The 21,136-nt window shown below is 70.2% G+C and carries 21 protein-coding genes; 11 read left to right on the plus strand and 10 right to left on the minus strand.

Annotated elements, in window-relative coordinates:
- Nucleotides 1-340: 340 nt before the first annotated feature.
- Nucleotides 341-1,180, minus strand: a complete 840-nt coding sequence (locus ACFPIH_RS40115; protein ID WP_381182841.1) for a cupin domain-containing protein — start codon at nt 1,178-1,180, stop codon at nt 341-343.
- Nucleotides 1,181-1,286: 106 nt separating this feature from the next.
- On the minus strand, nt 1,287-1,835 hold the full coding sequence (locus tag ACFPIH_RS40120) for an RNA polymerase sigma factor (RefSeq protein ID WP_381182839.1): 549 nt from the start codon (nt 1,833-1,835) through the stop codon (nt 1,287-1,289).
- A 333-nt stretch (nt 1,836-2,168) separates the two neighbouring features.
- Between ACFPIH_RS40120 and ACFPIH_RS40125 the strand changes: the two genes are divergently transcribed.
- The 8 genes from ACFPIH_RS40125 (at nt 2,169) to pstB (ending at nt 11,448) form a co-directional block, all read left to right on the plus strand.
- A complete protein-coding gene (locus ACFPIH_RS40125; protein WP_381182837.1) occupies nt 2,169-2,348 on the plus strand; it encodes a hypothetical protein in 180 nt (59 codons plus the stop codon).
- A gap of 563 nt (nt 2,349-2,911) precedes the next feature.
- Complete coding sequence (locus tag ACFPIH_RS40130) at nt 2,912-5,365, plus strand: RNA degradosome polyphosphate kinase (protein ID WP_381182835.1); 2,454 nt, start codon at nt 2,912-2,914, stop codon at nt 5,363-5,365.
- The gene (locus tag ACFPIH_RS40135) at nt 5,346-6,530 is read left to right on the plus strand and encodes a CHAD domain-containing protein (RefSeq protein WP_381182833.1); all 1,185 of its coding nucleotides are present in this window, start codon (nt 5,346-5,348) and stop codon (nt 6,528-6,530) included. The genes ACFPIH_RS40130 and ACFPIH_RS40135 overlap by 20 nt, the downstream gene beginning before the upstream one ends.
- A 40-nt stretch (nt 6,531-6,570) precedes the next feature.
- The gene (locus ACFPIH_RS40140; protein WP_381182831.1) at nt 6,571-7,029 is read left to right on the plus strand and encodes an NUDIX hydrolase; all 459 of its coding nucleotides are present in this window, start codon (nt 6,571-6,573) and stop codon (nt 7,027-7,029) included.
- Between the two features lie 247 nt (nt 7,030-7,276).
- Nucleotides 7,277-8,410: a phosphate ABC transporter substrate-binding protein PstS gene (gene pstS, locus ACFPIH_RS40145; RefSeq protein ID WP_381182829.1), complete on the plus strand. Its 1,134-nt coding sequence runs from the start codon at nt 7,277-7,279 to the stop codon at nt 8,408-8,410.
- 139 nt (nt 8,411-8,549) lie between these two features.
- The gene (gene pstC / locus ACFPIH_RS40150) at nt 8,550-9,563 is read left to right on the plus strand and encodes a phosphate ABC transporter permease subunit PstC (RefSeq protein WP_381182827.1); all 1,014 of its coding nucleotides are present in this window, start codon (nt 8,550-8,552) and stop codon (nt 9,561-9,563) included.
- The gene (gene pstA / locus ACFPIH_RS40155; RefSeq protein WP_381182825.1) at nt 9,560-10,624 is read left to right on the plus strand and encodes a phosphate ABC transporter permease PstA; all 1,065 of its coding nucleotides are present in this window, start codon (nt 9,560-9,562) and stop codon (nt 10,622-10,624) included. Before pstC ends, pstA begins: the two co-directional genes overlap by 4 nt.
- 47 nt (nt 10,625-10,671) lie before the next feature.
- Complete coding sequence (gene pstB / locus ACFPIH_RS40160; RefSeq protein WP_381182823.1) at nt 10,672-11,448, plus strand: phosphate ABC transporter ATP-binding protein PstB; 777 nt, start codon at nt 10,672-10,674, stop codon at nt 11,446-11,448.
- 124 nt (nt 11,449-11,572) lie between these two features.
- On the opposite strand, the gene ACFPIH_RS40165 is transcribed toward pstB, so the two are convergent.
- A complete protein-coding gene (locus ACFPIH_RS40165) occupies nt 11,573-12,565 on the minus strand; it encodes an inorganic phosphate transporter (RefSeq protein WP_381182821.1) in 993 nt (330 codons plus the stop codon).
- A 7-nt stretch (nt 12,566-12,572) separates the two neighbouring features.
- Complete coding sequence (locus ACFPIH_RS40170; RefSeq protein WP_381182819.1) at nt 12,573-13,193, minus strand: DUF47 domain-containing protein; 621 nt, start codon at nt 13,191-13,193, stop codon at nt 12,573-12,575.
- 258 nt (nt 13,194-13,451) lie between these two features.
- On the opposite strand from ACFPIH_RS40170, the gene ACFPIH_RS40175 reads away from it, so the two are divergent.
- Entirely contained in the window at nt 13,452-13,796 is a 345-nt protein-coding gene (locus tag ACFPIH_RS40175; RefSeq protein ID WP_381182817.1) for a metal-sensitive transcriptional regulator, read from the plus strand.
- Here ACFPIH_RS40175 and ACFPIH_RS40180 read toward each other — a convergent pair.
- Complete coding sequence (locus ACFPIH_RS40180; RefSeq protein WP_381182815.1) at nt 13,782-13,988, minus strand: hypothetical protein; 207 nt, start codon at nt 13,986-13,988, stop codon at nt 13,782-13,784. The genes ACFPIH_RS40175 and ACFPIH_RS40180 overlap by 15 nt on opposite strands.
- A gap of 96 nt (nt 13,989-14,084) precedes the next feature.
- The gene (locus ACFPIH_RS40185; RefSeq protein WP_381182813.1) at nt 14,085-14,930 is read right to left on the minus strand and encodes an SCO4651 family lipoprotein; all 846 of its coding nucleotides are present in this window, start codon (nt 14,928-14,930) and stop codon (nt 14,085-14,087) included.
- A 443-nt stretch (nt 14,931-15,373) separates the two neighbouring features.
- Between ACFPIH_RS40185 and ACFPIH_RS40190 the strand changes: the two genes are divergently transcribed.
- Nucleotides 15,374-16,924 (plus strand): FAD-binding oxidoreductase, encoded by a 1,551-nt coding sequence (locus tag ACFPIH_RS40190; RefSeq protein ID WP_381182811.1) that lies wholly within the window; start codon nt 15,374-15,376, stop codon nt 16,922-16,924.
- Nucleotides 16,925-17,001: 77 nt separating this feature from the next.
- Here ACFPIH_RS40190 and ACFPIH_RS40195 read toward each other — a convergent pair whose 3' ends face one another.
- From ACFPIH_RS40195 to ACFPIH_RS40210, 4 genes are all read right to left on the minus strand, one after another.
- Entirely contained in the window at nt 17,002-17,715 is a 714-nt protein-coding gene (locus ACFPIH_RS40195) for a phosphatase PAP2 family protein (RefSeq protein ID WP_381182809.1), read from the minus strand.
- Nucleotides 17,716-17,883: 168 nt separating this feature from the next.
- The gene (locus tag ACFPIH_RS40200; RefSeq protein WP_381182807.1) at nt 17,884-18,891 is read right to left on the minus strand and encodes a C40 family peptidase; all 1,008 of its coding nucleotides are present in this window, start codon (nt 18,889-18,891) and stop codon (nt 17,884-17,886) included.
- 75 nt (nt 18,892-18,966) lie between these two features.
- Nucleotides 18,967-19,689 (minus strand): trypsin-like serine peptidase, encoded by a 723-nt coding sequence (locus tag ACFPIH_RS40205; RefSeq protein WP_381182805.1) that lies wholly within the window; start codon nt 19,687-19,689, stop codon nt 18,967-18,969.
- A 53-nt stretch (nt 19,690-19,742) separates the two neighbouring features.
- Nucleotides 19,743-20,150 (minus strand): ATP-binding protein, encoded by a 408-nt coding sequence (locus ACFPIH_RS40210; RefSeq protein ID WP_381182803.1) that lies wholly within the window; start codon nt 20,148-20,150, stop codon nt 19,743-19,745.
- Nucleotides 20,151-20,287: 137 nt separating this feature from the next.
- Here ACFPIH_RS40210 and ACFPIH_RS40215 point away from each other — a divergent pair, with 137 nt between their 5' ends.
- Nucleotides 20,288-21,136 (plus strand): helix-turn-helix domain-containing protein, encoded by an 849-nt coding sequence (locus ACFPIH_RS40215; RefSeq protein WP_381182802.1) that lies wholly within the window; start codon nt 20,288-20,290, stop codon nt 21,134-21,136.

Consider the following 21,136-nt stretch of genomic DNA (forward strand, 5'->3'; position numbering starts at 1 on the left):
GCGGGGCTCCAGGGAGTCCGGTGGGCGGAGGGGAGGAAGGCGGGGGGAGGGGGCTCGGGTGGAGCCAGGGGCCCGGGTGGAGCCAGGGGCCCGGGTGGAGCCAGGGGCCCGGGTGGAGCCAGGGGTGCGGGTGAGGCCGGGGGCGCCGGTTGAGCCGGGGGTCTCCAGTGGCGCTGCGCGACCAGGGGTAGAGCCGGAGGTAGGACCGGCGGGAGAGCCGGCGGGAGGACCGGAGATAGGAGCGGCGGTAGGACCAGCGGGAGAGCCGGAGATAGGAGCGGCCGTAGGACCAGCGGGAGAGCCGGCGGTGGTAGCGGCGGTGGTAGGGCCGAGGGGTGTCTCATGCTGGTCCTCCGCCCGCGAAGCCGCCCAGCGGGCGGGTGTCGAAGCGGTCGCGGGAGCGGTAGAGGAGCAGGGCGGCGAGGGCCGCGACCGCTGCCGCGGTGGCCTGGCCGGCCGGGGTGAAGGGGGAGAACGCGGGATGCGCCTGGGTCTGTGTCTGGGCCACCACCAGCAGGGTCAGCCAGCCGCCTCCGACCAGGGCGGGGGCGAGGGCCGGACCCAGCCGGGCGGAGAGCGCCAGGGCGGTCGTGGTGAGGGCGAGTGCCGGCATCAGCCAGGCCAGGGCCATCAGGCCGTATCCCGGGAGAGCCAGGCTTGCCAGGCCGTTGAGCGCCAGGCCCGCGGTGAGCACCGCGACGGTACGGATCATCAGCAGCCGGAAGCCGTGCAGCGGGGCGACGACCGCCATCTCATAGGTGGGATCGAGCGTCGGGCCGTAGGACAGGGCCACTCCGGCGAGCGGAAGCAGCGGGGCGAGTGCGAGGAACAGCGCGGGCCGGTCCGCCATCCGCACCGCCAGCACCGTCATGACCAGCAGGAACAGCACCGACAGCAGCCAGGAGCGGCGCAGTACCGGCGTCGCCGTGAGCAGCCGCGCGGTGTGGTCGCCCACGCCGAGCCGGATCAGCAGCCGCTCGACGACGGTCGGCCGCGGTGCGTCCAGCTCGGCGTCCAGCCGCTCCCAGCCGGCGTCCAGCGCCACCGGGTCGGCGACCGTGAGCCTGGCCCGGCACTGCGCGCACGCGGTGAGGTGGGTGTCGGCCGACCACAGCAGGGGCGGCGCCAACTCGCCGTGGGCGTACGCGCGCAGATCGTCTTCCGCCACGTGCCACGTCATGCCACTGCCTCCTTCGACTGGTCGTCACTCGTGCCGTCCGCCGGTGCGGCGGCGGCCCCGGCCCGCGCGTCCCGGCGCCGGCCCTGTCCTCGGTCCTCGAACCGCCTCATGCCAGCGCCTCCCGCAGTTGCTTGCGGGCACGCAGGGCCCGCGTCTTGACCGTGCCGGGCGGGATGCCGAGCAGGACGGCCGCCTCCCGTGTGGTGAGCCCATCGATGACGGTCGCCTGAAGGACGGCCCGCAGTTCCGGCGAGAGGCGAGTGAGGGCACCGGCGAGGTCCCCGTGCTCCACCCCCGCGAGCACGCGCTCCTCGGCCGAGACCTCGTCGCGGTGGCGCAGGCGCGACAGGACCTGCCGCAACCGGCCGCGGGCGCCGTCGCCGCGCAGGGCGTCGACCAGGCGGCGGGCGGCGATGCGCCACAGCCAGCCGGCGGCGTCCTCGGAGTACCCCTCGCGATAGCTGGCGGTACCGCGCCACACCGCGAGGAACGTCTCCTGTACGACGTCGTCGACTATCCCGGCGTCGGCGCAACGGCCGCGCATCCGCGCGGTCAGCCACGGCGCGTATCGCCGGTACAGCTCCTCGAAGGCGTGACGGTCCCGGTCTGCCGCGATGGCCCGCAGCAGCTCCCCGTCGCTTCTCGTTTCGCTCACAACCCCTCATCGGAACGACCTCGTCGATCGGTTCACGATCCACCAGAAAAATTCTCCGGAGCACCCCGGCGCCTTCGCACGTCGTCGCCGAGCCGGCCTGATCGCGGCCCACGCCCGGCGAGCGCCACGACGGAGTCACCGGACACTCTCTGCACCGCGCCGCCCTCATCGTCTTGGGCATCTCGTCGTGGATGTGGTGGCTGGCTGGTGTGACTCACCGAGGTCACCGAGGTCACCGAGGTCACCGGCGAGAAGGCACAGGCCGCGGCCGAGGCGTGCGGCCGGAGCGGCGAGGACTGCACGACGTCCGGCTGGGGCGGCCACAGCGAACCGATGAGCTGGACCTACCTGCTCGTCTCCTCCCTCGCCGTGGCCGGCAACGCGGGCGCCGCGCTCTTCGTCCGCGAGCCGGAGCACGGCACCGCGCACCCCACCCGCACCCCACCCGCCCCCAGGGCGTCAGCCCCACCCGCCGGCCGGCCGCCAAGCTCAGCGTCCCCGCGCTCGCGATGACCGACGTCGCCGCGCTCGCGATGACCGCCGTCGCCGCCGTCCTGCCCTCGTCCTGCCCTCGTCCAGCGCTGGGCCTGAGCCGCCCACCAGCATCTGCTTCCCGACGGATGATGGGCAGGCGAAGGGTCCGTCCCGCGCGGCCCGCCCCCGTCGCCCACGGCCTCTGCGCACTCGCCCTCGGAACGCCCAGCGCACTCTTTGGTGTGCCGCACGCTGCCGACGCTCGCGGCCTCCACCGCACGGCCCGAACCCGACCCCGGGGCGCAGCCCGAACACAAACGCGCACGGGCCCGAACCCGACCCCAAAACGCGGCCCGAACACAAGCGTGTACGCCCCCGAGGACGAGGGAAGGACCCGCACACCACGCCCCATCACCCCCCAGGGCGAGGAAAAGACCCGCACAACACCCACACACCCCGCATACCCCCCGCCCGCACTCGCCCGCACCCACCCGCACTCACCCACCCGCCCCCGCGAAGCGCCCCCTGCGAGCCGCCCCCCGATATCCCATACGCCATGTCTCCGTAACCAGCGGTTCAGACGACCTTGCGACGCTCAGCCAATGAAGCCCGCCGTGCCCGAGCCCGTGCCGCCTCCCGAGGGGAACAGCCCCGACGGAGACCTCACCGCGCTCCCGCCCGCACGCTCCGACGCGCCCGTATCGATGCTGACGCGGAAGAATGGGTTCATGAGCCAGCAGAACACCCAGGCAGCGAACAAGGCAGCGAACACGGCAGCGAACCCCCGGGAAACAGAGAGTCACCCCTCGTCCACCGCCGCCCGCGGCGGAGAACCCGGGGGCCACGACGCCGACGCGGCCCCACAGCCCTCCGTGGGCTTCATAGCCGCGCACCGCCCGCACACCGTGGCCGCGACGGTATCCGACCTGGAACCCGACCTCGACGCCGACCTCGACGCGTACGAGGACTCGCAGACGGACGGCGTCCAGCTCCCGCAGGGCCGCTTCCTGGACCGGGAGCGCAGCTGGCTCGCGTTCAACGAACGTGTCCTGGAGCTCGCCGAGGACCCGACCACCCCGCTCCTGGAGCGGGCCAACTTCCTCGCCATCTTCGCGAGCAACCTGGACGAGTTCTTCATGGTGCGGGTGGCCGGCCTGAAGCGCCGCATCCACACCGGTGTGGCGACCCGCTCGGCCTCCGGACTCCAGCCGACCCAGGTCCTGGAGATGATCTGGGCGCGCTCGCGCGAGCTCATGGCCCGGCACGCCGCCGCCTACCACGAGGACGTCGCCCCCGCTCTCGCGGAGGAGGGCATCCACCTGGTCCGCTGGAACGAGCTCACCGAGAAGGAGCAGGCGCGCCTCTTCACGCTCTTCCGGCACCAGATCTTCCCGGTGCTGACCCCGCTGGCCGTCGACCCCGCGCACCCGTTCCCGTACATCTCGGGTCTCTCCCTGAACCTCGCGGTCGTCGTACGCAACCCGGTGAGCGGTCACGACCACTTCGCGCGCGTGAAGGTGCCGCCGCTGCTGTCCCGCTTCCTGGAGGCCTCCCCGGGCCGCTACGTCCCCGTCGAGGACGTCATCGGCGCGCACCTGGAAGAGCTGTTCCCGGGCATGGAGGTCCTGAAGCACCACGCCTTCCGGCTCACCCGCAACGAGGATCTGGAGGTCGAGGAGGACGACACCGAGAACCTCCTGCAGGCCCTGGAGAAGGAGCTCATGCGGCGCCGGTTCGGCCCGCCGGTGCGCCTGGAGGTCGAGGAGTCCATCGACCGCGAGGTGCTCGACATCCTCGTGCGCGAGCTGAAGATCACCGAGGCCGAGGTCTACCCCCTCCCCGGCCCGCTCGACCTCACCGGTCTCTTCCGTATACACCGCCTCGACCGCCCCGAGCTGAAGTACAAGAAGTTCATCGCGGGGACGCACCGCGACCTGGCGGAGGTGGAGTCGTCCTCCGCGCCCGACGTCTTCGCCGCCCTGCGCAAACGGGACGTGCTGCTGCACCACCCGTACGACAGCTTCTCCACCTCCGTGCAGGCCTTCCTGGAGCAGGCGGCCGGCGACCCGGACGTCCTCGCGATCAAGCAGACCCTGTACCGGACCTCCGGCGACTCGCCGATAGTCGACGCGCTGATCGACGCCGCCGAGTCGGGCAAGCAGGTCCTCGTCCTGGTCGAGATCAAGGCCCGCTTCGACGAGCACGCCAACATCAAGTGGGCGCGCAAGCTCGAGGAGGCCGGCTGCCATGTCGTATACGGTCTGGTCGGTCTGAAGACGCACTGCAAGCTGTCGCTGGTGGTCCGTCAGGAGGGCGAGACGCTACGGCGCTACTGCCACGTCGGCACCGGCAACTACCACCCGAAGACGGCCCGGCTCTACGAGGACCTCGGCGTGCTCACCGCCGACCCGCAGGTCGGCGCCGACCTCTCGGACCTCTTCAACCGGCTCTCCGGCTACTCCCGCCGCGAGACCTACCGCCGTCTCCTCGTGGCCCCCAAGTCGCTGCGCGACGGCCTGATCTCGCGGGTCGAGAAGGAGATCCAGCACCACCGCGCCGGACGTCCCGCCTATGTCCGCATCAAGGTCAACTCGATCGTCGACGAGGCCCTGATCGACTCCCTCTACCGGGCGTCACGCGCGGGCGTGCCCGTCGAGGTGTGGGTGCGCGGCATCTGCGCGGTGCGCCCCGGCGTGCCCGGCCTGTCGGAGAACATCAGGGTCCGCTCGATCCTCGGCCGCTTCCTGGAGCACTCCCGTGTGTTCGGCTTTGGCAACGGCGGCGAGCCCGAGGTGTGGATCGGCAGCGCCGACATGATGCACCGCAACCTCGACCGGCGCATCGAGGCCCTGGTCAGGGTCACCGACTCGGCCCACCGGGCGGCCCTGAACCGGCTGCTGGAAACAGGTATGTCCGACTCCACCTCCTCCTGGCACCTCGGCCCGGACGGCGAGTGGACCCGGCACGCGACCGACCCGGACGGCCAACCCCTGCGCAACGTCCAGGAGATGCTCATAGACGCCCGGAGGCGCCGGCGTGGCACAGCGACACCATGACCTGACGGAACCCGCGGCCAGGCCCACCACCGGGCCCTCCACCGGCCCGGTGACCGGGCCGGCCACCGGAGAGGCCCTCGCGGGGTACCTCCGGGCCCAGGCCACGGACTTCCTCCGCGCGCTGCGCACCCACCGGGAGACCGGTGGCACCACGGGGGGCACGGAGGACTCCGTCGACGCGGCGCGCGCCCTGCGCCGCACGGCCCGCCGCGTCAGCGGCAGCCTGCACACCTTCCGCCCGCTCCTCGACCCCGACTGGTCGGAACAGATCCGCCCCGAACTGGCCTGGCTGTCCGGCACGCTGGCCCTGGAGCACGCGTGCGAGGCCCGCCTGGAGCGGCTGCTGCTGGCCCTGCACCGCCTGTCTGGCGGCACACCGCTCCCGGCCCAGCAGGGCCGCACCGGCGGAGCCACGGGGGGCTCCTCGTCCGACCCCGGCACCGGCGCCACCACCCCGGGCAGTCGTACGACGTCCACGACGGCCGCCCACCGCAAGGCCGCGGCCGGCACCGCGCCCCAGCCCGCGACCGCCCCCGACCGCGGCAACCTCACCGTGGGCGCGGCGAAGGCGGGCGCCCTGCTCGACCGCCAGCTGACGCTCGCCCGCACCCGGGCACACAGCACCGCGCTCCAGGCGCTGGGCTCCTCCCGTTTCCACGCGGTCGCCGACAAGGTCGCCGTGCTGGCCAGCGAGGTCCCGCTCACCCCCACGGCGCCCACCGCCGACCTGCGTCCGTTCGCGCTCGCCGCCGAGGAGCGGCTCACGGACGCCGTCGCCGCCCTGCCCCTGCTCACCGCGGGCAGCCCGTACAACGCGGAGGCGCTCGTCCACGGCCTCTCCCCGGACCCGGCGCCGCATCCGCAGGACGCCCCCTGGCACCAGGTACGGCTGCTGCTGCGGCTGCACCGCTACGCGTGCGAGGTGCTGCACGGCCGCGGCGCGCCCCTGGACGTCCGGCTGCTCACCGCCGGCCAGGCCCTCGACCGGCACCGGGACGCCTCGGAGGCGGCGGCCGCCGCGGCCCAGGCGGCCCGTACGCCCCGGATCGCGCCGGCCACGGCGTACGCGCTCGGGGTGCTGCACGCGGACCAGCGGCATGAAGTGGAGGCGGCGCGGTACGCGTTCCAGCGCAGCTGGCAGAAACAGACCGTCGGCACCCTCTGACCTCTTCTGCCCCCTTCGGCCCCACAGGCGGTGAGAACCAGTGACCTCCTCCGAACACACCACCGAACACGCCTCCGAGCACGCGTCCGACGACTCGACCGTGCAGGCGGCGGGCTGTGTCCTGTGGCGCCGATCCCCTGGCGGCGGTGAACTGGAGGTGTGCCTGGTCCACCGGCCCAAGTACGACGACTGGTCGCACCCCAAGGGCAAGCTCAAGGACGGCGAGGAACACCTCGCCGCCGCACTTCGCGAGGTCGAGGAGGAGACGGGCTACCGGGCGATCCCCGGCACCGGTCTGCCGACCACGTTCTACGAGGCGAACGGGCACCCCAAGGAGGTCCGCTACTGGGCGGCGGAGGCGGTGTCCGGTGGCTTTTCGCCGAACGACGAGGTAGACCGTCTGCTGTGGCTCCCGCCGTCGGCCGCTCGCCTTCGCCTCACGCAGCCGAGGGACCGCGAGCTGGTTGACGCGCTCCTGGACACCTTGCGTCTCACCTGACCCGGGTTCCTGCGCGAGCGGACCGGGATGCGACCGTTTCCCCGGCGTAAGCGTTCCGTGACCTTACCGGGTCGTCCCCAGGGGTTCACCCTCCGTTTACTTACGCCCGTAGGTGCCTTCACCTGATCTGCCTAATTTCGGCCTTACACGGTGCGGCGCTCGCTCCAGTCGGAGACGCCCACACCACAAGTCGACTTTCGCACGCCGCCGAATTCAGGCCGGCGGCTCCTGGAAGGATTTCCCTCAAGTGAAGCTTCAGCGCATGAACCGGCGGGCCCTCACCCTCGGTGCTCTCGCCGTCTCCGGCGCCCTGGCCCTCACGGCGTGCGGCTCCGACGACACCGGCTCCGGCAGCGACAGCTCCAGCAGCTCCTCCTCGACCGCCGCCGCGGGCTCCATCAAGTGTGACGACGCCAAGGGCCAGCTGCTGGCCGACGGCTCCTCCGCGCAGAAGAACGCGATCGACGCCTGGGTGAAGAACTTCACGCAGGCCTGCTCCGGCGTCCAGATCAACTACAAGGGCGGCGGATCCGGCGCCGGCGTCACCGCGTTCACCCAGGGCCAGGTCGCCTTCGCCGGTTCGGACTCCCCGCTGAAGCCCGAAGAGGTCACCGCCTCCAAGTCGGTCTGCTCCGGCGGCCAGGGCATCGACCTGCCGATGGTCGGCGGCCCGATCGCCGTCGCGTACAACGTCTCCGGTGTGGACAACCTCGTCCTGGACGCCCCGACGATCGCGAAGATCTTCAACGGCAAGATCACCAACTGGAACGACAAGGCGATCAAGGCGCTGAACCCCTCCGCGACGCTGCCCGACCTCAAGATCCAGGCGTTCCACCGCTCGGACGAGTCCGGCACCACGGACAACTTCACCAAGTACCTGATCGCCACCGCCAAGAGCGACTGGCCCTACGAGGGCGGCAAGGCCTGGCAGGCCAAGGGCGGCCAGGCGGCGCAGGGCTCCTCCGGTGTCGCGCAGGGCGTGAAGCAGACCAACGGCGCGATCGGCTACATGGAGCTGTCGTACGCCAAGGACGGCCTCAACCCGGTCGCCATCGACACGGGCGCCTCCGCCCCGGTCGAGGCCTCCTCCGAGGGCGCCACCAAGGCCATCGCGGACGCCAAGGTCGTCGGCACCGGCAGCGACCTGTCGCTCCAGCTGAACTACACCACCAAGGCCGACGGCGCCTACCCGATCACCCTGGTCACGTACGAGATCGTCTGCGACAAGGGCAACAAGGCCGCGACCCTGCCGGCCACCAAGGCGTTCCTGACCTACCTCGCCAGCGAGGAGGGTCAGGGCATCCTCTCGGGCATCGACTACGCGCCGGTCCCCGACGCCATCATCTCCAAGGTCCGTACCACGATCGACGGCCTGAGCTGATCTGAAGGCGCGGTCCGGTACCGGGAAACCCGGACCGGACCGCGCCGGTCCGGTGCACCGCCGCCAGGGACCGGCCCCACCGGTCCCGCCCGAGCCGCCCCACACCCGCAGGCGGCTCCGCAGACCGGAGACCCCCATCATGGACATATCGACACAGAAGACAGACAGCGGCGCAGAGGCGCCTCCCCCCGCCCCGCCGACCGCCGCCCAGAAGCGCGCGGCCCGCGGCGCCACCCGACCCGGCGACCGGATCTTCCTCGGTCTCTCCCGCGGGTCGGGCATCCTGCTGTTGGTGATCATGGCAGCGATCGCGGTCTTCCTGACCTATCGCGCCATCCTCGCCATCAACAAGGACGACGCCAACTTCCTCACCACCTTCGAGTGGAACACCAGCCTGGTCCCGCCGAAGTTCGGCATCGCGGTCCTCGCCTTCGGCACGGTGGTCTCCTCGATCATCGCGATGGTGATCGCGGTCCCGATCGCCGTGGCCATCGCCCTCTTCATCAGCCACTACGCCCCGCGCCGCCTCAGCGGCCCCATCGCGTACGTGATCGACCTGCTCGCCGCCGTCCCGTCCATCGTGTACGGCCTCTGGGGCGCCCTGGTCCTCGTGCCGTACATGGACGGCCTGTTCGGCTGGCTGAACGACTTCTTCGGCTGGACCGGGATCTTCTCCTGGGACGAGGGCGCGCCGCGCTCCATGCTGACCGTCGGCATCCTGCTGGCCATCATGATCCTGCCGATCATCACGAACGTCAGCCGTGAGGTCTTCCTGCAGGTCCCGCAGATGCACGAGGAGGCGGCCCTGGCGCTGGGCGCCACCCGCTGGGAGGTCATCCGCATGTCGGTGATCCCCTTCGGCCGCTCCGGAGTGATCTCCGCCTCGATGCTCGGCCTCGGCCGCGCGCTCGGCGAGACGATGGCCGTCGCCACGGTCCTGTCCCCCGACTTCGAGATCCACGCCAGCCTGCTGAACCCCGGCGGCGGCACCTTCGCCCAGAACATCGCCAGCAAGTTCAGTGAGGCGACGGAGTTCGGCCGTGACGCGCTCATCGCCTCCGGTCTCGTCCTCTTCGTCATCACCCTGCTGGTCAACGGTGCGGCCCGCATGATCATCGCTCGCCGCGCGGAGTACTCGGGGGCCAACGCATGAGCCACGCAACAGCAGTCGCCGACAAGCAGCCCAGCACGCTGCAAGGCGCCACTCTCCCCTCCTGGTCCCCCTGGGCCATCGCCGGCGGGTCGATCGTCCTCGCCGTCCTCATCGGTCTCGTCGGGGGCCTGGACAGCAAGGTCCAGTGGGGCCTGATCGCGGGCATCCTCTTCCTCGTCGGCACGTTCGGCTTCGCCGCCAAGGTCGAGGGCCGCCGCCAGGCCAAGGACCGGATCGCGACCGCACTGGTGTGGACGGCGTTCCTGCTCGCCGTGGTCCCGCTGGTCTCCCTCCTGTGGACGACCATCGTGCGCGGCGTGAAGGTCCTCGACATCTACTTCCTCACCCACTCGATGGGTGTGGTCGCCGACTCCGAGCCGGGCGGCGGTATCTACCACGCCATCATCGGCACCCTGGAGCAGGTCGGCCTGGCCACCCTGATCGGCGCGCCGATCGGCATCCTGACGGCGATCTACCTCGTCGAGTACGGCCGGGGCAGCCTGGCGAAGGCGGTCACGTTCTTCGTGGACGTCATGACGGGTATCCCGTCGATCGTCGCGGGTCTGTTCATCCTCAGCCTCATGCTGATGCTCGACATGCAGCCCTTCGGCTTCGCGGGCTCCCTCGCGCTGGCGATCCTGATGATGCCGGTGGTCGTGCGCTCGACCGAGGAGATGCTCAAACTCGTCCCGAACGAACTGCGTGAGGCAAGCCTGGCGCTCGGCGTGCCGAAGTGGCGCACAATTCTGAAGGTGGTCGTCCCGACCTCGATCGGCGGCATCATCACCGGTGTGATGCTGGCCATCGCCCGTATCGCGGGTGAGACCGCCCCCGTTCTGCTCCTTGTCTTCGGCAACCCCTTCATCAACAACAACCCCTTCGAGGGCGCGCAGGCCTCGCTGCCGCTGTACATCTACCAGCAGTACTCGCAGAGCGCCGGCTCGACGGCGGCGTACGACCGTGCCTGGGCGGCGTCGCTCACGCTGATCGCCTTCGTGATGATCCTCAACCTGGTGGCTCGCGGCATCGCCCGCTGGAAGGCCCCGAAGACCGGTCGCTGACGCGGCCCCCACAAGTCAGCGACCGAGACGGAAGTGAAGAAGTAACCATGGCCAAGCGAATCGACGTAAGCGGACTGACCGCCTACTACGGTGCCCACAAGGCGATCGAGGACATCTCGATGTCGGTCGAGCCGCGCTCGGTGACGGCGTTCATCGGCCCCTCCGGCTGCGGCAAGTCGACGTTCCTGCGCACGCTCAACCGTATGCACGAGGTGACGTCCGGCGGCCGGGTCGAGGGCAAGGTGCTCCTCGACGACGAAGATCTGTACGGTGCCGGCGTGGACCCCGTGTCCGTCCGCCGCGAGATCGGCATGGTCTTCCAGCGCCCCAACCCCTTCCCCACGATGTCGATCTTCGACAACGTGGCGGCGGGTCTGCGGCTCAACGGCAGCTACAAGAAGAGCGAGCTCGCCGACGTCGTCGAGAAGTCCCTCAAGGGCGCGAACCTCTGGAACGAGGTCAAGGACCGCCTCAACAAGCCGGGTTCCGGCCTGTCCGGCGGCCAGCAGCAGCGCCTGTGCATCGCGCGGGCGATCGCGGTCGAGCCGAAGGTCCTCCTCATGGACGAGCCCTGCTCGGCCCTGGACCCCATCTCCACGCTCGCCATCGAGGACCTGATCGGTGAGCTGAAGGAACGCTTCACCATCGTCATCGTGACGCACAACATGCAGCAGGCGGCGCGCGTCTCGGACCGCACCGCGTTCTTCAACCTCGCGGCGGTCGGGCAGCCCGGCAAGCTGATCGAGATCGACGACACGGAGCGGATCTTCTCCAACCCGTCGGTGCAGGCCACCGAGGACTACATCTCGGGCCGCTTCGGCTGAGCAGGACCCGTCGACCCCTCGCGGTGCTGCATGGCGGTGCCACCGCGAGGCCGCAAAGGGCCCGCCCCCGAGAGGGGGCGGGCCCACAGCTTTCCGCCGACCCGGTCAGCGGGAAGACGGTGCGTCACACCAGGCTCACCAGCCAGAACGCCCCCGCCGCGACCCCCGCGGCCGCCGGCATGGTGATGAACCACCCCAGCACGATGTTCTTGGCGACACCCCACCGCACCGCGTTCACCCGCTTCGTCGCCCCGACCCCCATGATCGCCGACGTGATCACATGGGTCGTGGAGATCGGCGCCTTGAACAGATACGCCGTGGTGAACATGATCGAGGCCCCCGTGGTCTCCGCCGCGAACCCCTGCGGCGGATCCAGTTCGATGATCTTCCGCCCCAGCGTCCGCATGATGCGCCACCCACCCGCGTACGTCCCCAGCGACAGCATCACCGCACAAGCGATCTTCACCCACACCGGAATCGGATCATCGGACGACTGCACATCCCCGATGACCAGCGCCATCACCACGATGCCCATGGTCTTCTGCGCGTCCTGGAGACCGTGCCCGAGGGCCATCCCCGCGGCGGACACGGTCTGCGCTATCCGGAACCCCCGTTTGGCCTTGTGCGGGTTGGCCCGCCGGAAGATCCACATGATCGCCGTCATCACCAGGTAGCCGACGATCAGCCCCACCACCGGCGACACGAACATCGGGATGACGACCTTGTCGAGCACGCCGGACCAGATGACGTCCGTACCCCCCGCGAGCGCGGCCCCCACCATGCCCCCGAACAACGCGTGCGAGGAGGACGAGGGAAGCCCGAAGTACCAGGTCACGAGGTTCCACACGATCGCACCGACCAGCGCCGCGAAGAGGATCCCCATCCCCCTGTTCCCGGTGGGCGTCTCGATCAGCCCCTTGCTGACGGTGTGCGCGACCCCGCTCCCCAGAAACGCACCGGCGAGATTCATCACGGCGGCCATCGCCAGCGCGGCGCGCGGTGTCAGCGCCCGCGTCGAAACCGACGTGGCGATGGCGTTGGCCGAATCATGGAAGCCGTTGGTGTAGGTGAAACCGAGCGCGACACAGATGGTCACGACCAGAGCAAAGGTGTCCATGAAATGCTCAGGACTCCTTGACGGCGATGGTCTCCACCGTGTTCGCCACATGCTCGAACGCGTCGGCAGCTTCCTCGAGCACATCCACGATCTGCTTGAGCTTCAGCACCTCTATCGCGTCGTACTTGCCGTTGAAGAGGTGCGCCAGCAGCTTCCGATGGATCTGGTCCGCCTGGTTCTCCAGCCGGTTGACCTCGATCCAGTACTCGGTGAGGTTCTCCATGGTCCGCAGGTTCGGCATGGCTTCCGCCGTCAGGTCCGCCGCCCGCGCCAGCACCTCGATCTGCTGCTCGACACCCTTGGGCAGATCCTCGACGTTGTAGAGGACGACCAGGTCGACGGCCTCCTCCATGAAGTCCATGATGTCGTCGAGCTGCGAGGCCAGGGAGTAGATGTCCTCACGGTCGAACGGTGTGATGAACGACGAGTTCAACTGGTGGAAAATCGCGTGGGTGGCGTCGTCACCGGCATGTTCCGCGGCCCGCATACGCTCTGCGATCTCGGCCCGGGCGGCGGTGTCCGCCCCGAGCAGTTCCATCAGGAGTTTCGAGCCCGTGACGATGTTGTCCGCGGATGCGGCGAACATGTCATAGAAGCTCGTCTCCCGGGGGGTCAGACGAAAGCGCACTTGTGGTCCTCAGATGCATCGGTTTCGGTCAAGCGGGTGGCCAGGCTGATGCTAAGCGCACCATCCGGCCATGGCTATCGGGCCGTCCTCCAGTGTCACCCATCAGACAGAGTGATCAGCACGGGGGCAGATCAGACAGCTTTGGGGCAGGTCGGGGACGGATCGTGGGCGGATCAGGGTCGCCTCAGGGGCCTATACCCAGCAAAGTTCGTTACGATATACCCGGCAGGGGTATATGTCCGAAACTGGGAGGACGCGATGACGACGACCGAGCCCGCACCCTCCGATCACGCGGCACCCGCACCGCACGAACCGCACGCCACTCACGGCTACCACAAACAGAAGGAAGAGCACCTCAAGCGTCTCCGCCGCATCGAGGGCCAGATCCGCGGCCTGCAACGCATGGTCGACGAGGACACCTACTGCATCGACATACTCACCCAGGTGTCCGCCTCCACCAAGGCCCTGCAGTCCTTCGCCCTCCAACTGCTGGAGGAACACCTCCGCCACTGCGTCGCCGACGCGGCGGTCAAGGGCGGCGAGGAGATCGACGCGAAGGTCGAGGAGGCCACCAAGGCGATCGGCCGCCTACTGCGCACCTGACGCGGAACCGCCGGCGCCCCCTGCCGCAGCCGCCCGCTCCTCCCCCACCCGCAGCACCTCGTCGATGCTCTCCAGGCTGAGACGTTCCTCACCGGCCGCCGACGCCGCGATGATCAGCTCCCCGCACAGCTCGATCTCGGCGAGGGCCACGTGGTCCTGAACTGCCGTACCGCCGACCGGAGCCACGCGCATCACCTCGTCCCTGCCGTCACCGGCTTCCTAGAGTAGGGAGCGCTATACACCGCGCGCATGGCACGGACGGGCTAGTCCAAGGGACTACCCAATGGTCTAGTCCTGTGCGATCCGCCCCGCGTAGATGTCCCGCGCCGCAGGCAGCCGTACGTCGACGGGGGCCCCGAAGTCGTACAACAGGGTCGTCGAGGCCACCGCCACGGCGTCCGCCCGCTTCCCGTTCACAAAGCTGAACCGGTGCCGGACCTTGCGGATCCGCCCCTCGTCGTCCAGATACACGTCGAACGGCACCCGAGCCGTGGCGAACCCTTTCGCCGCAGCCGCGAGCGACCCCCTGTTCCCCTCCGAGGCGTCGTCCGCGGCGACGGCGAGATCAGCGGTCCCGCGATAGTGCCGCACCGAGGTCCCCGCGACCTCGGTCCGCCCCACGTACGTCGCCGCCCGCGCCCCCCGCAACACCTCGGCCGCGGCCAGCGGATCGGTGGCCCCGCCGGTCACCAGGTTCCCGTCGGACAGCTCGGCCGTCTCCACCCGTACCCATTTGTCGGCCGGCACCCCGGCGCCCCGGTTCTTCATGAACAGCGCGCCGGGGGCGAGGAGTTCGGTGATCGGCCGGTGGTAGCTCGTCCCGGCCGGATCCTGCGGCAGCATCACCTTCAGCCGGCCCAGCTGTCTGCGGTAGTCGTAGACCCCCTCGCCGCGGATGGTGACCCGGGTCCCGCCGGTGGCCATCTCCATCGACGTACGGGCCTTGGAACTGCCCGCCGCCCGCAGCGCGTCGGCGGCCCGGTGCAGCGCCTCCACCGGATCCCCGGCGCGCGCGTCCTCCCCGGCCGCGGCCCCGCCGCCCGAACACCCCACCACCCCCGCCCCCGCGCAGACCCCGGCCACGAGCCCCACGACGACCACCGCACCACGCCGTCCGTGCCACTGCTCCGCCATCGTCTGCCTACCCCCAAGCCGGTACGTCCGTCACGGGTCCCGTATTCGCCCCGCCTAACGACCGTCAGGTGCCCCCGTCACGCGCGCTCCCCGGTCGTGCGACCGCCGAACGGGCCATTCCGGCCACCCCCCGCACACCTATACGAGTGCTTTACCAAGGGTCGTTACCGTGGTGGATGTGACACAGCAGGACGGTTCGGCGTCCCCCCGCGCCGACGGAGAACACATCACGACGACCGTCGAACGAGGCCGCTTCTGCCTGGCCCACTGCACCTGCGGCTGGCGCGGTCCGGCCCGCAGGGCGAGAAGCCTGGCGAGAACGGACGCCAGGACCCACGCCCGTGGCTGACGTCACCGTTCCGTCACCGCAGGCCCCGCCCCGGAACCCGCGGTGCGGGGCTCCCGTCTCGCACCACGAAGCAGGCCGACGGAAGGCACAGGACATGGAACGGCGTACGTTCATCGCAGGCGGCACGGCCGCGGTCGCGGCGGCGGCCACGACGGCGTGCAGCGGCGGAAACGGCGGCACCGCGGGCGCCACCGGCGAAACCACCGGTACCGGCCTCTCCGCCCTCACCGCCTCCGCCCCCGCGAACTGGGCGGCCCTGGCCCGTGACCTGGACGGCACCCTGGTCCGCCCCGGCGACGCCTCCTGGACGACGGCCCGCCAGCTCTACAACACCCGCTTCGACAACCTGAAGCCGGCCGCCGTGGCCTACGTCGCACACGCCGACGACATCCGCACGGCTCTGGCGTACGCCCGCGCGCAACGCATCAAGGTCGCGATCCGCAACGGCGGTCACTCCTACGGCGGCTGGTCCTCCGGCGACGGCCGCCTGATCGTCGACGTCTCCAGGCTGAAGACGGTCCGCGCGAGCGGCAGCACCGCCGTGGTCGGCGCGGGCGCCAAGCTGATCGACGTCTACCGCGCGCTCGCCGCGAAGGGCGTCACGATCCCGGCCGGCTCCTGCCCGACGGTCGGCGTCTCCGGCCTGGTCCTCGGCGGCGGCCACGGTGTCGTCTCCCGCGCGTACGGCCTGACCTGCGACAGCCTCACGCAGGCGACGATCATCACGGCGGACGGCAAGCAGCTGGTCACCAACGCCACCCAGAACAAGGACCTCTTCTGGGCGCTGCGCGGCGCGGGCAACGGCAACTTCGGCATCGTCACGGAACTGCACTTCAGGACCCACCCCGCACCCCAGGCCGTCACCGGCTATCTCACCTGGCCCTGGGCGAAGGCGGCGGCGGTGGTGAAGGCCTGGCAGGAATGGGGCCCGTCGCAGCCGGACGAGATCTGGTCCTCCCTGCACCTGTCAGCGTCGGCCGGCGGCAACCCGACCGTCTCCGTCGCCGCGTTCTGCATAGGCACCTACGGCCAGCTCCAGAACGCGGTGGACCGGCTGGCCGACAAGGTCGGCGCCTCGGCGTCGAGTGTCTCCCTGCGCCGCCGCGGCTACGAGGAGGCGATGGAGGGCTACGCCGGCTGCTCCTCCTTCTCGGCCGACGCCCAGTGCCATCTGCCCGGCTCGACCCCGGGCCGCTCCCCGCAGGGCAAGCTGGGCCGCGAGACGTACGCGGCCCGCTCGGACTTCTTCGACCGCTCACTGACGGCGGCGGGCATCCAGACCCTCCTCAAGCAGCTGAAGACGGTCCAGGGCGGCGCCGGCAGCATCGCGCTGACCGCCCTCGGCGGCGCGGTGAACCGCGTCTCCCCCACGGCCACGGCGTTCGTCCACCGCCGTTCCCGGATGCTGGCCCAGTACATCGTGTCGTGGCGGGCGGGTACGACCGGCTCGGCCGCCCAGTCCTGGCTGAACTCGGCCCACAAGGCGATGACGCCGTACGCCTCGGGCGCGGCCTACCAGAACTACGCGGACCCGACCCTGACGAACTGGCGCAAGGCCTACTACGGCGACGCGCTCCCGCGCCTGACCCAGCTGAAGAAGCAGTACGACCCGGACAAGGTCTTCACCTACCCGCAAGCCCTATAGCCCCGTAAGGGGCGCGGGGAACTGCGCGACCAGCCCCCACCGGCCCGCGGTTTCATCGCCACGCTTCCAGCGAAGCGTCAGGCGGCCAGATCCCGTTCCTCCGCGGCAGCGGCCTCGCTCCGGGCCCCCGGGATGAACGCGTCCCGGGCCCCGGCCCGGGCGGCCCGGCTCCGTACGAGCCACCCCACCCGCGGCGACCGCTCGACGGCCTGCATCAGCGGATTGAGCAGCATGGCGGCGAGGGGAGCGAGCAGCAGCGCGACGGCGGTCCCGAGCGCGAACCCACCGACCACATCGGTCGGATAGTGCACGCCCATATAGACCCGGCAGAACCCCTCGACCAGCCCCAGCCCGATCCCCACCAGCCCGAACTTCCGGTGGGCGATGAACAGCCCGATGCCCATCGCCATGGTGATGGTGGCGTGATCGCTCACGAACGAGTAGTCGGTCTTGCCGGAGACGAGAACGTCCAGCCCCTGATGGTCGAGAAAGGGCCGAGGGCGCTCCACGAACCCCCGTATGGGCACATTGACGAGCACGGCGACGGCCGCAGCCAGCGGCGCCCACACGAGCGCGGCGACGGAGGAAGCGGCCTCCTCGGCCCCGCCGGCCCGGCGCCGCACACTCGCCCAGCACCAGAGAATCAGCAGCACCATGGCGGCCAGCAACCCGTACTCACCGACGAACCCGACCACCTGGTCGACCCAGTGCGGGGCGTCCTTGGCGAGTCCGTTGATGTCGTAGAGCAGGTCGACGTCGGGGTTCGACCCGGATTCGGCGAGTCCAGCCATGGCGCTGTGGCCCCTTCGTCGTGTCCTGCCCGGCGCTACTGTCGTGCGCCCACCTCAACAGGAACGCACGGCCCCGCTTGATACGTTCCAATCTCCACTGAACGATCACCGAGACGTTATCGAAGAGAGATACATCACCGCAGCTCAGGGGGTGGGTACCCGGCCGTCTCAGACGTTCGTGGGGAGCGCTTTCGCGCCATCCGCGGTAACCCGGGTGGCCCCAAAATAGTCACCGCCGTCGATGGGATCAAACCGGATGACGGCACCGGTGTACGGCGCGTTGATCATGTACCCCCCACCGACATAGATCCCGACGTGGTGGATGGCCCGGGAGTTGTTCGGGTCCGTCGAGAAGAACACCAGATCCCCCGGCATCAGCTCGCTCCGCTTGGGGTGCGGCCCCGCGTTGTACTGGTCGTTGGCGACCCGCGGCAGGGTGATCCCCACGCTCTCGTAGGCGGCCTTGGTCAACCCGGAACAGTCGAAGCGTCCGCCCTGGTCAGCGGTGCCGTTGCCGCCCCACAGATAGGGCGTGCCGAGCTTCTTCTGCGCGTAGTAGATAGCCCCGGCGGCCTGCTTCGACGGGTCCACCCGCCCGACGGGCGCGGCGAACGACTCCTCCAGAGTCGTGATCGTCTTCACATAGTTCTGGGTCTCCTTGTACGGCGGCACGCCCCCGTACTTGATGACCGCGTACGCCCCCGCGTTGTAGGACGCGAGCATGTTCCTGGTGATGTCCCCGGGGACGTCCTTGACGTACGAGGCGAGCTGGCAGTCGTAGCTCGCGGCCGATGGAATCGCGTCATTCGGGTCCCAGACGTCGCGGTCGCCGTCGCCGTCGCCGTCGACGCCGTGCGTGGCCCAGGTGCCGGGGATGAACTGAGCGATCCCCTGCGCGGCGGCGGGGCTCTGCGCGCGCGGGTTGAATCCGCTCTCCTGGTAGAGCTGGGCGGCGAGCAGCGCGGGATTGATGGCGGGGCAGAGATTGCCCCACTTCTGCACGAGCGCCGAGTAGGCGGCGGGAACGGCCCCCTTGGCCAGCGCCTTGGTGGTCCCCCCCACCCCGTTGACCATGTTCCCGGCGACGAGGTAGACCCCCACGACCAGCACCATCATGAAGGCGGCCCCGGCGCCGACGACTGCGGATGCCACGACCCACGGCTTACGCACCGTCAACCACCCCTCACCGCCTGCCAGTCCGGCCCAGGTCAGTGTAGAGGCGGCTCCGCCGCCATGGGGTGATCATGTGGCTCAAGGGTCCGCGGCCGCGTCCCGGTACAGCTCGGCCGCCTGAGCCCCCAGCACCACGCTGTAGGAGATGTCGGCGGTCGCGCCCCCCTGCTCGTGCCCGCCGAGCACCCCCACGACATCCCCGTCCCCGTTCACCCAGGGGCTCCCGCTGGTCCCGCCGGTGAAGTCCGGGCAGGCGATGCGCTGTTGGGTGGCGCTGTGGGCGACCGGCCGGTTGGTGCAACGGACGGGGACCTCACGGGAGTCCGGATACCCGGTGACGGTGACGGCGGTGGCCCCGGTCGCCGTACGGCCGACAAACCGATTCCCGCCGACGAGATCCTCTATCTCCCTCCCCCCGACCGGCGCCAGAGTCGCGAACGCGACGTCACTGTCCTCGTCCTGCCGCCCCTTGGCCCACCCGTCGGGCAGAAAGACCCGTACGACCTTCCAGGCGCCGTAAGGGGCCTTCCCGTCCCGGTAACCGGGCGCGAAGACGAGCCCCTGCGCCCCTCCCAGACAGTGGGCGGCCGTGACGACGAGGTCGTGGTGCGGGGAGTGCACGACGGAGGCGGTACAGAAGTGGGCGCCGGCGCGGAACAGCGCCCCCACGCGCGCGGAGTCCTTCGTGGCGGCGGCCACGGCGGTCACCCCGAGCGGCCCGGTCCCACCGTCGGCAGCGGCCTCGGAGGCGGAGGTGACGGCCAGCAGCACGACCGCACCGAGCAGCGCGTTTCGCTTCATCGGGCCCACTGTGTCCCATCAAGGTGAGAGACCAGGGTGAGAGAACCGTCGGATCAGACCTCGGCCCACAACATCTTCCCCCCGCTCCCACCCAGCTCGGCAGCCCCCCAACTCCCGGCACAGGCCCGCACGAGATGCAGCCCCCGCCCGCCCTCGTCCTCCAGCCCGGGCGGCGCACAGTCCCCGCCCACGAACCCCGGCGGCACGCGCGGGTCGGTGTCCCACACCCCGACCCGGACCCGCCCCGACCCGACGGATCGCAGCCGCAGGGCGTAGGGCCCGGTGGTGTGGAGGTGGGCGTTGGAGAGGAGTTCGGCGGCGAGCAGCTCGGCGGTGGGCGTGAGAGAGGAGAGGGCACGGGCGTCGAGTACGGCACGCAGGGTGGCCCGGGCGATCCCCGGTGAGCGTGGATCGTGGGGGAGTTCGAGGGTGTAGGCCCAGGGCGGAGTTACGGTGGTCATGGAAGTCTCCGGTCACTGTGGGGAGTTGGGGGACTGCGCTTGGTTGTAAGGTAGCGGCCATTGAGTAATGCATTACACGAATCCGCTAAAATCCGTTTCACGCCACTCGTGTGGGTGACAACCGAAGCAGGCAAGCCGTGAGGACAGACCCGACGGGACGCCAGCTCCGCCTGGGCGCCGAGCTGCGCAAACTTCGGGAGCGCGCCGGCCTGACCGCTACCGAGGCCGGTCAACTGCTGGGCTCCAAGCAGACGATGATCAGCAACATCGAGGCCGGACGGGCCGGGGTGAGTGCCGAGCGCGTACGCGCCCTGGCCTGCCACTACGACTGCCCGGACAAGGTCCTCGTCGAAGCGATCGCAGCGATGACGGGTGACCGAAGTCGCGGCTGGTGGGAGGCGTACCGCGAGCCGCTCTCCCGCCCGCTCCTCGACCTGGCCGAACTGGAACACCACGCCCAGTCGTTGCGCGACTCCACGACGGCACGCGTCCCCGGCCTGCTCCAAACCCGCGAATACGCGCTGGAGATCTTCCGCCAGGCCGTCACCGAGCTCTCTCCGTCGGACATCGAGCACCGCCTGTCCTTCCGCATCAAACGGCAGGCAGTCCTCTTCCGCGCGGACGACCCGACCCCCTACGAGGCGATCGTCCACGAGGCCGCCCTGCGCATGAAGGTCGGCGGCTCCACGGTCGCCCGGCAGCAACTGCAACACCTGCTCGACCTGAGCGAACGCGACCACATCACCCTGCGGGCCATCACCTTCGACGCCGGGGCCTACCCGGGATCAGGGCAGTCGATCCACTACGCGCACGGGCCGGTTCCCCAGCTGGACACCGTCTACCTCGACCAGGCCCACGGCCTCGCGTTCCTCGACGCCGAAGCCCAGTTGCACAAGTACCGCACGCTGTTCGACCGCATCGACACCATCGCACTCACCCCGGAGAAGACCCGGGACCTCATCCAGCACCTCCTGCGAGACCTCTGA

Source organism: Streptomyces vulcanius (genome assembly GCF_042653945.1).
Lineage (GTDB): Bacteria > Actinomycetota > Actinomycetes > Streptomycetales > Streptomycetaceae > Streptomyces > Streptomyces mangrovi.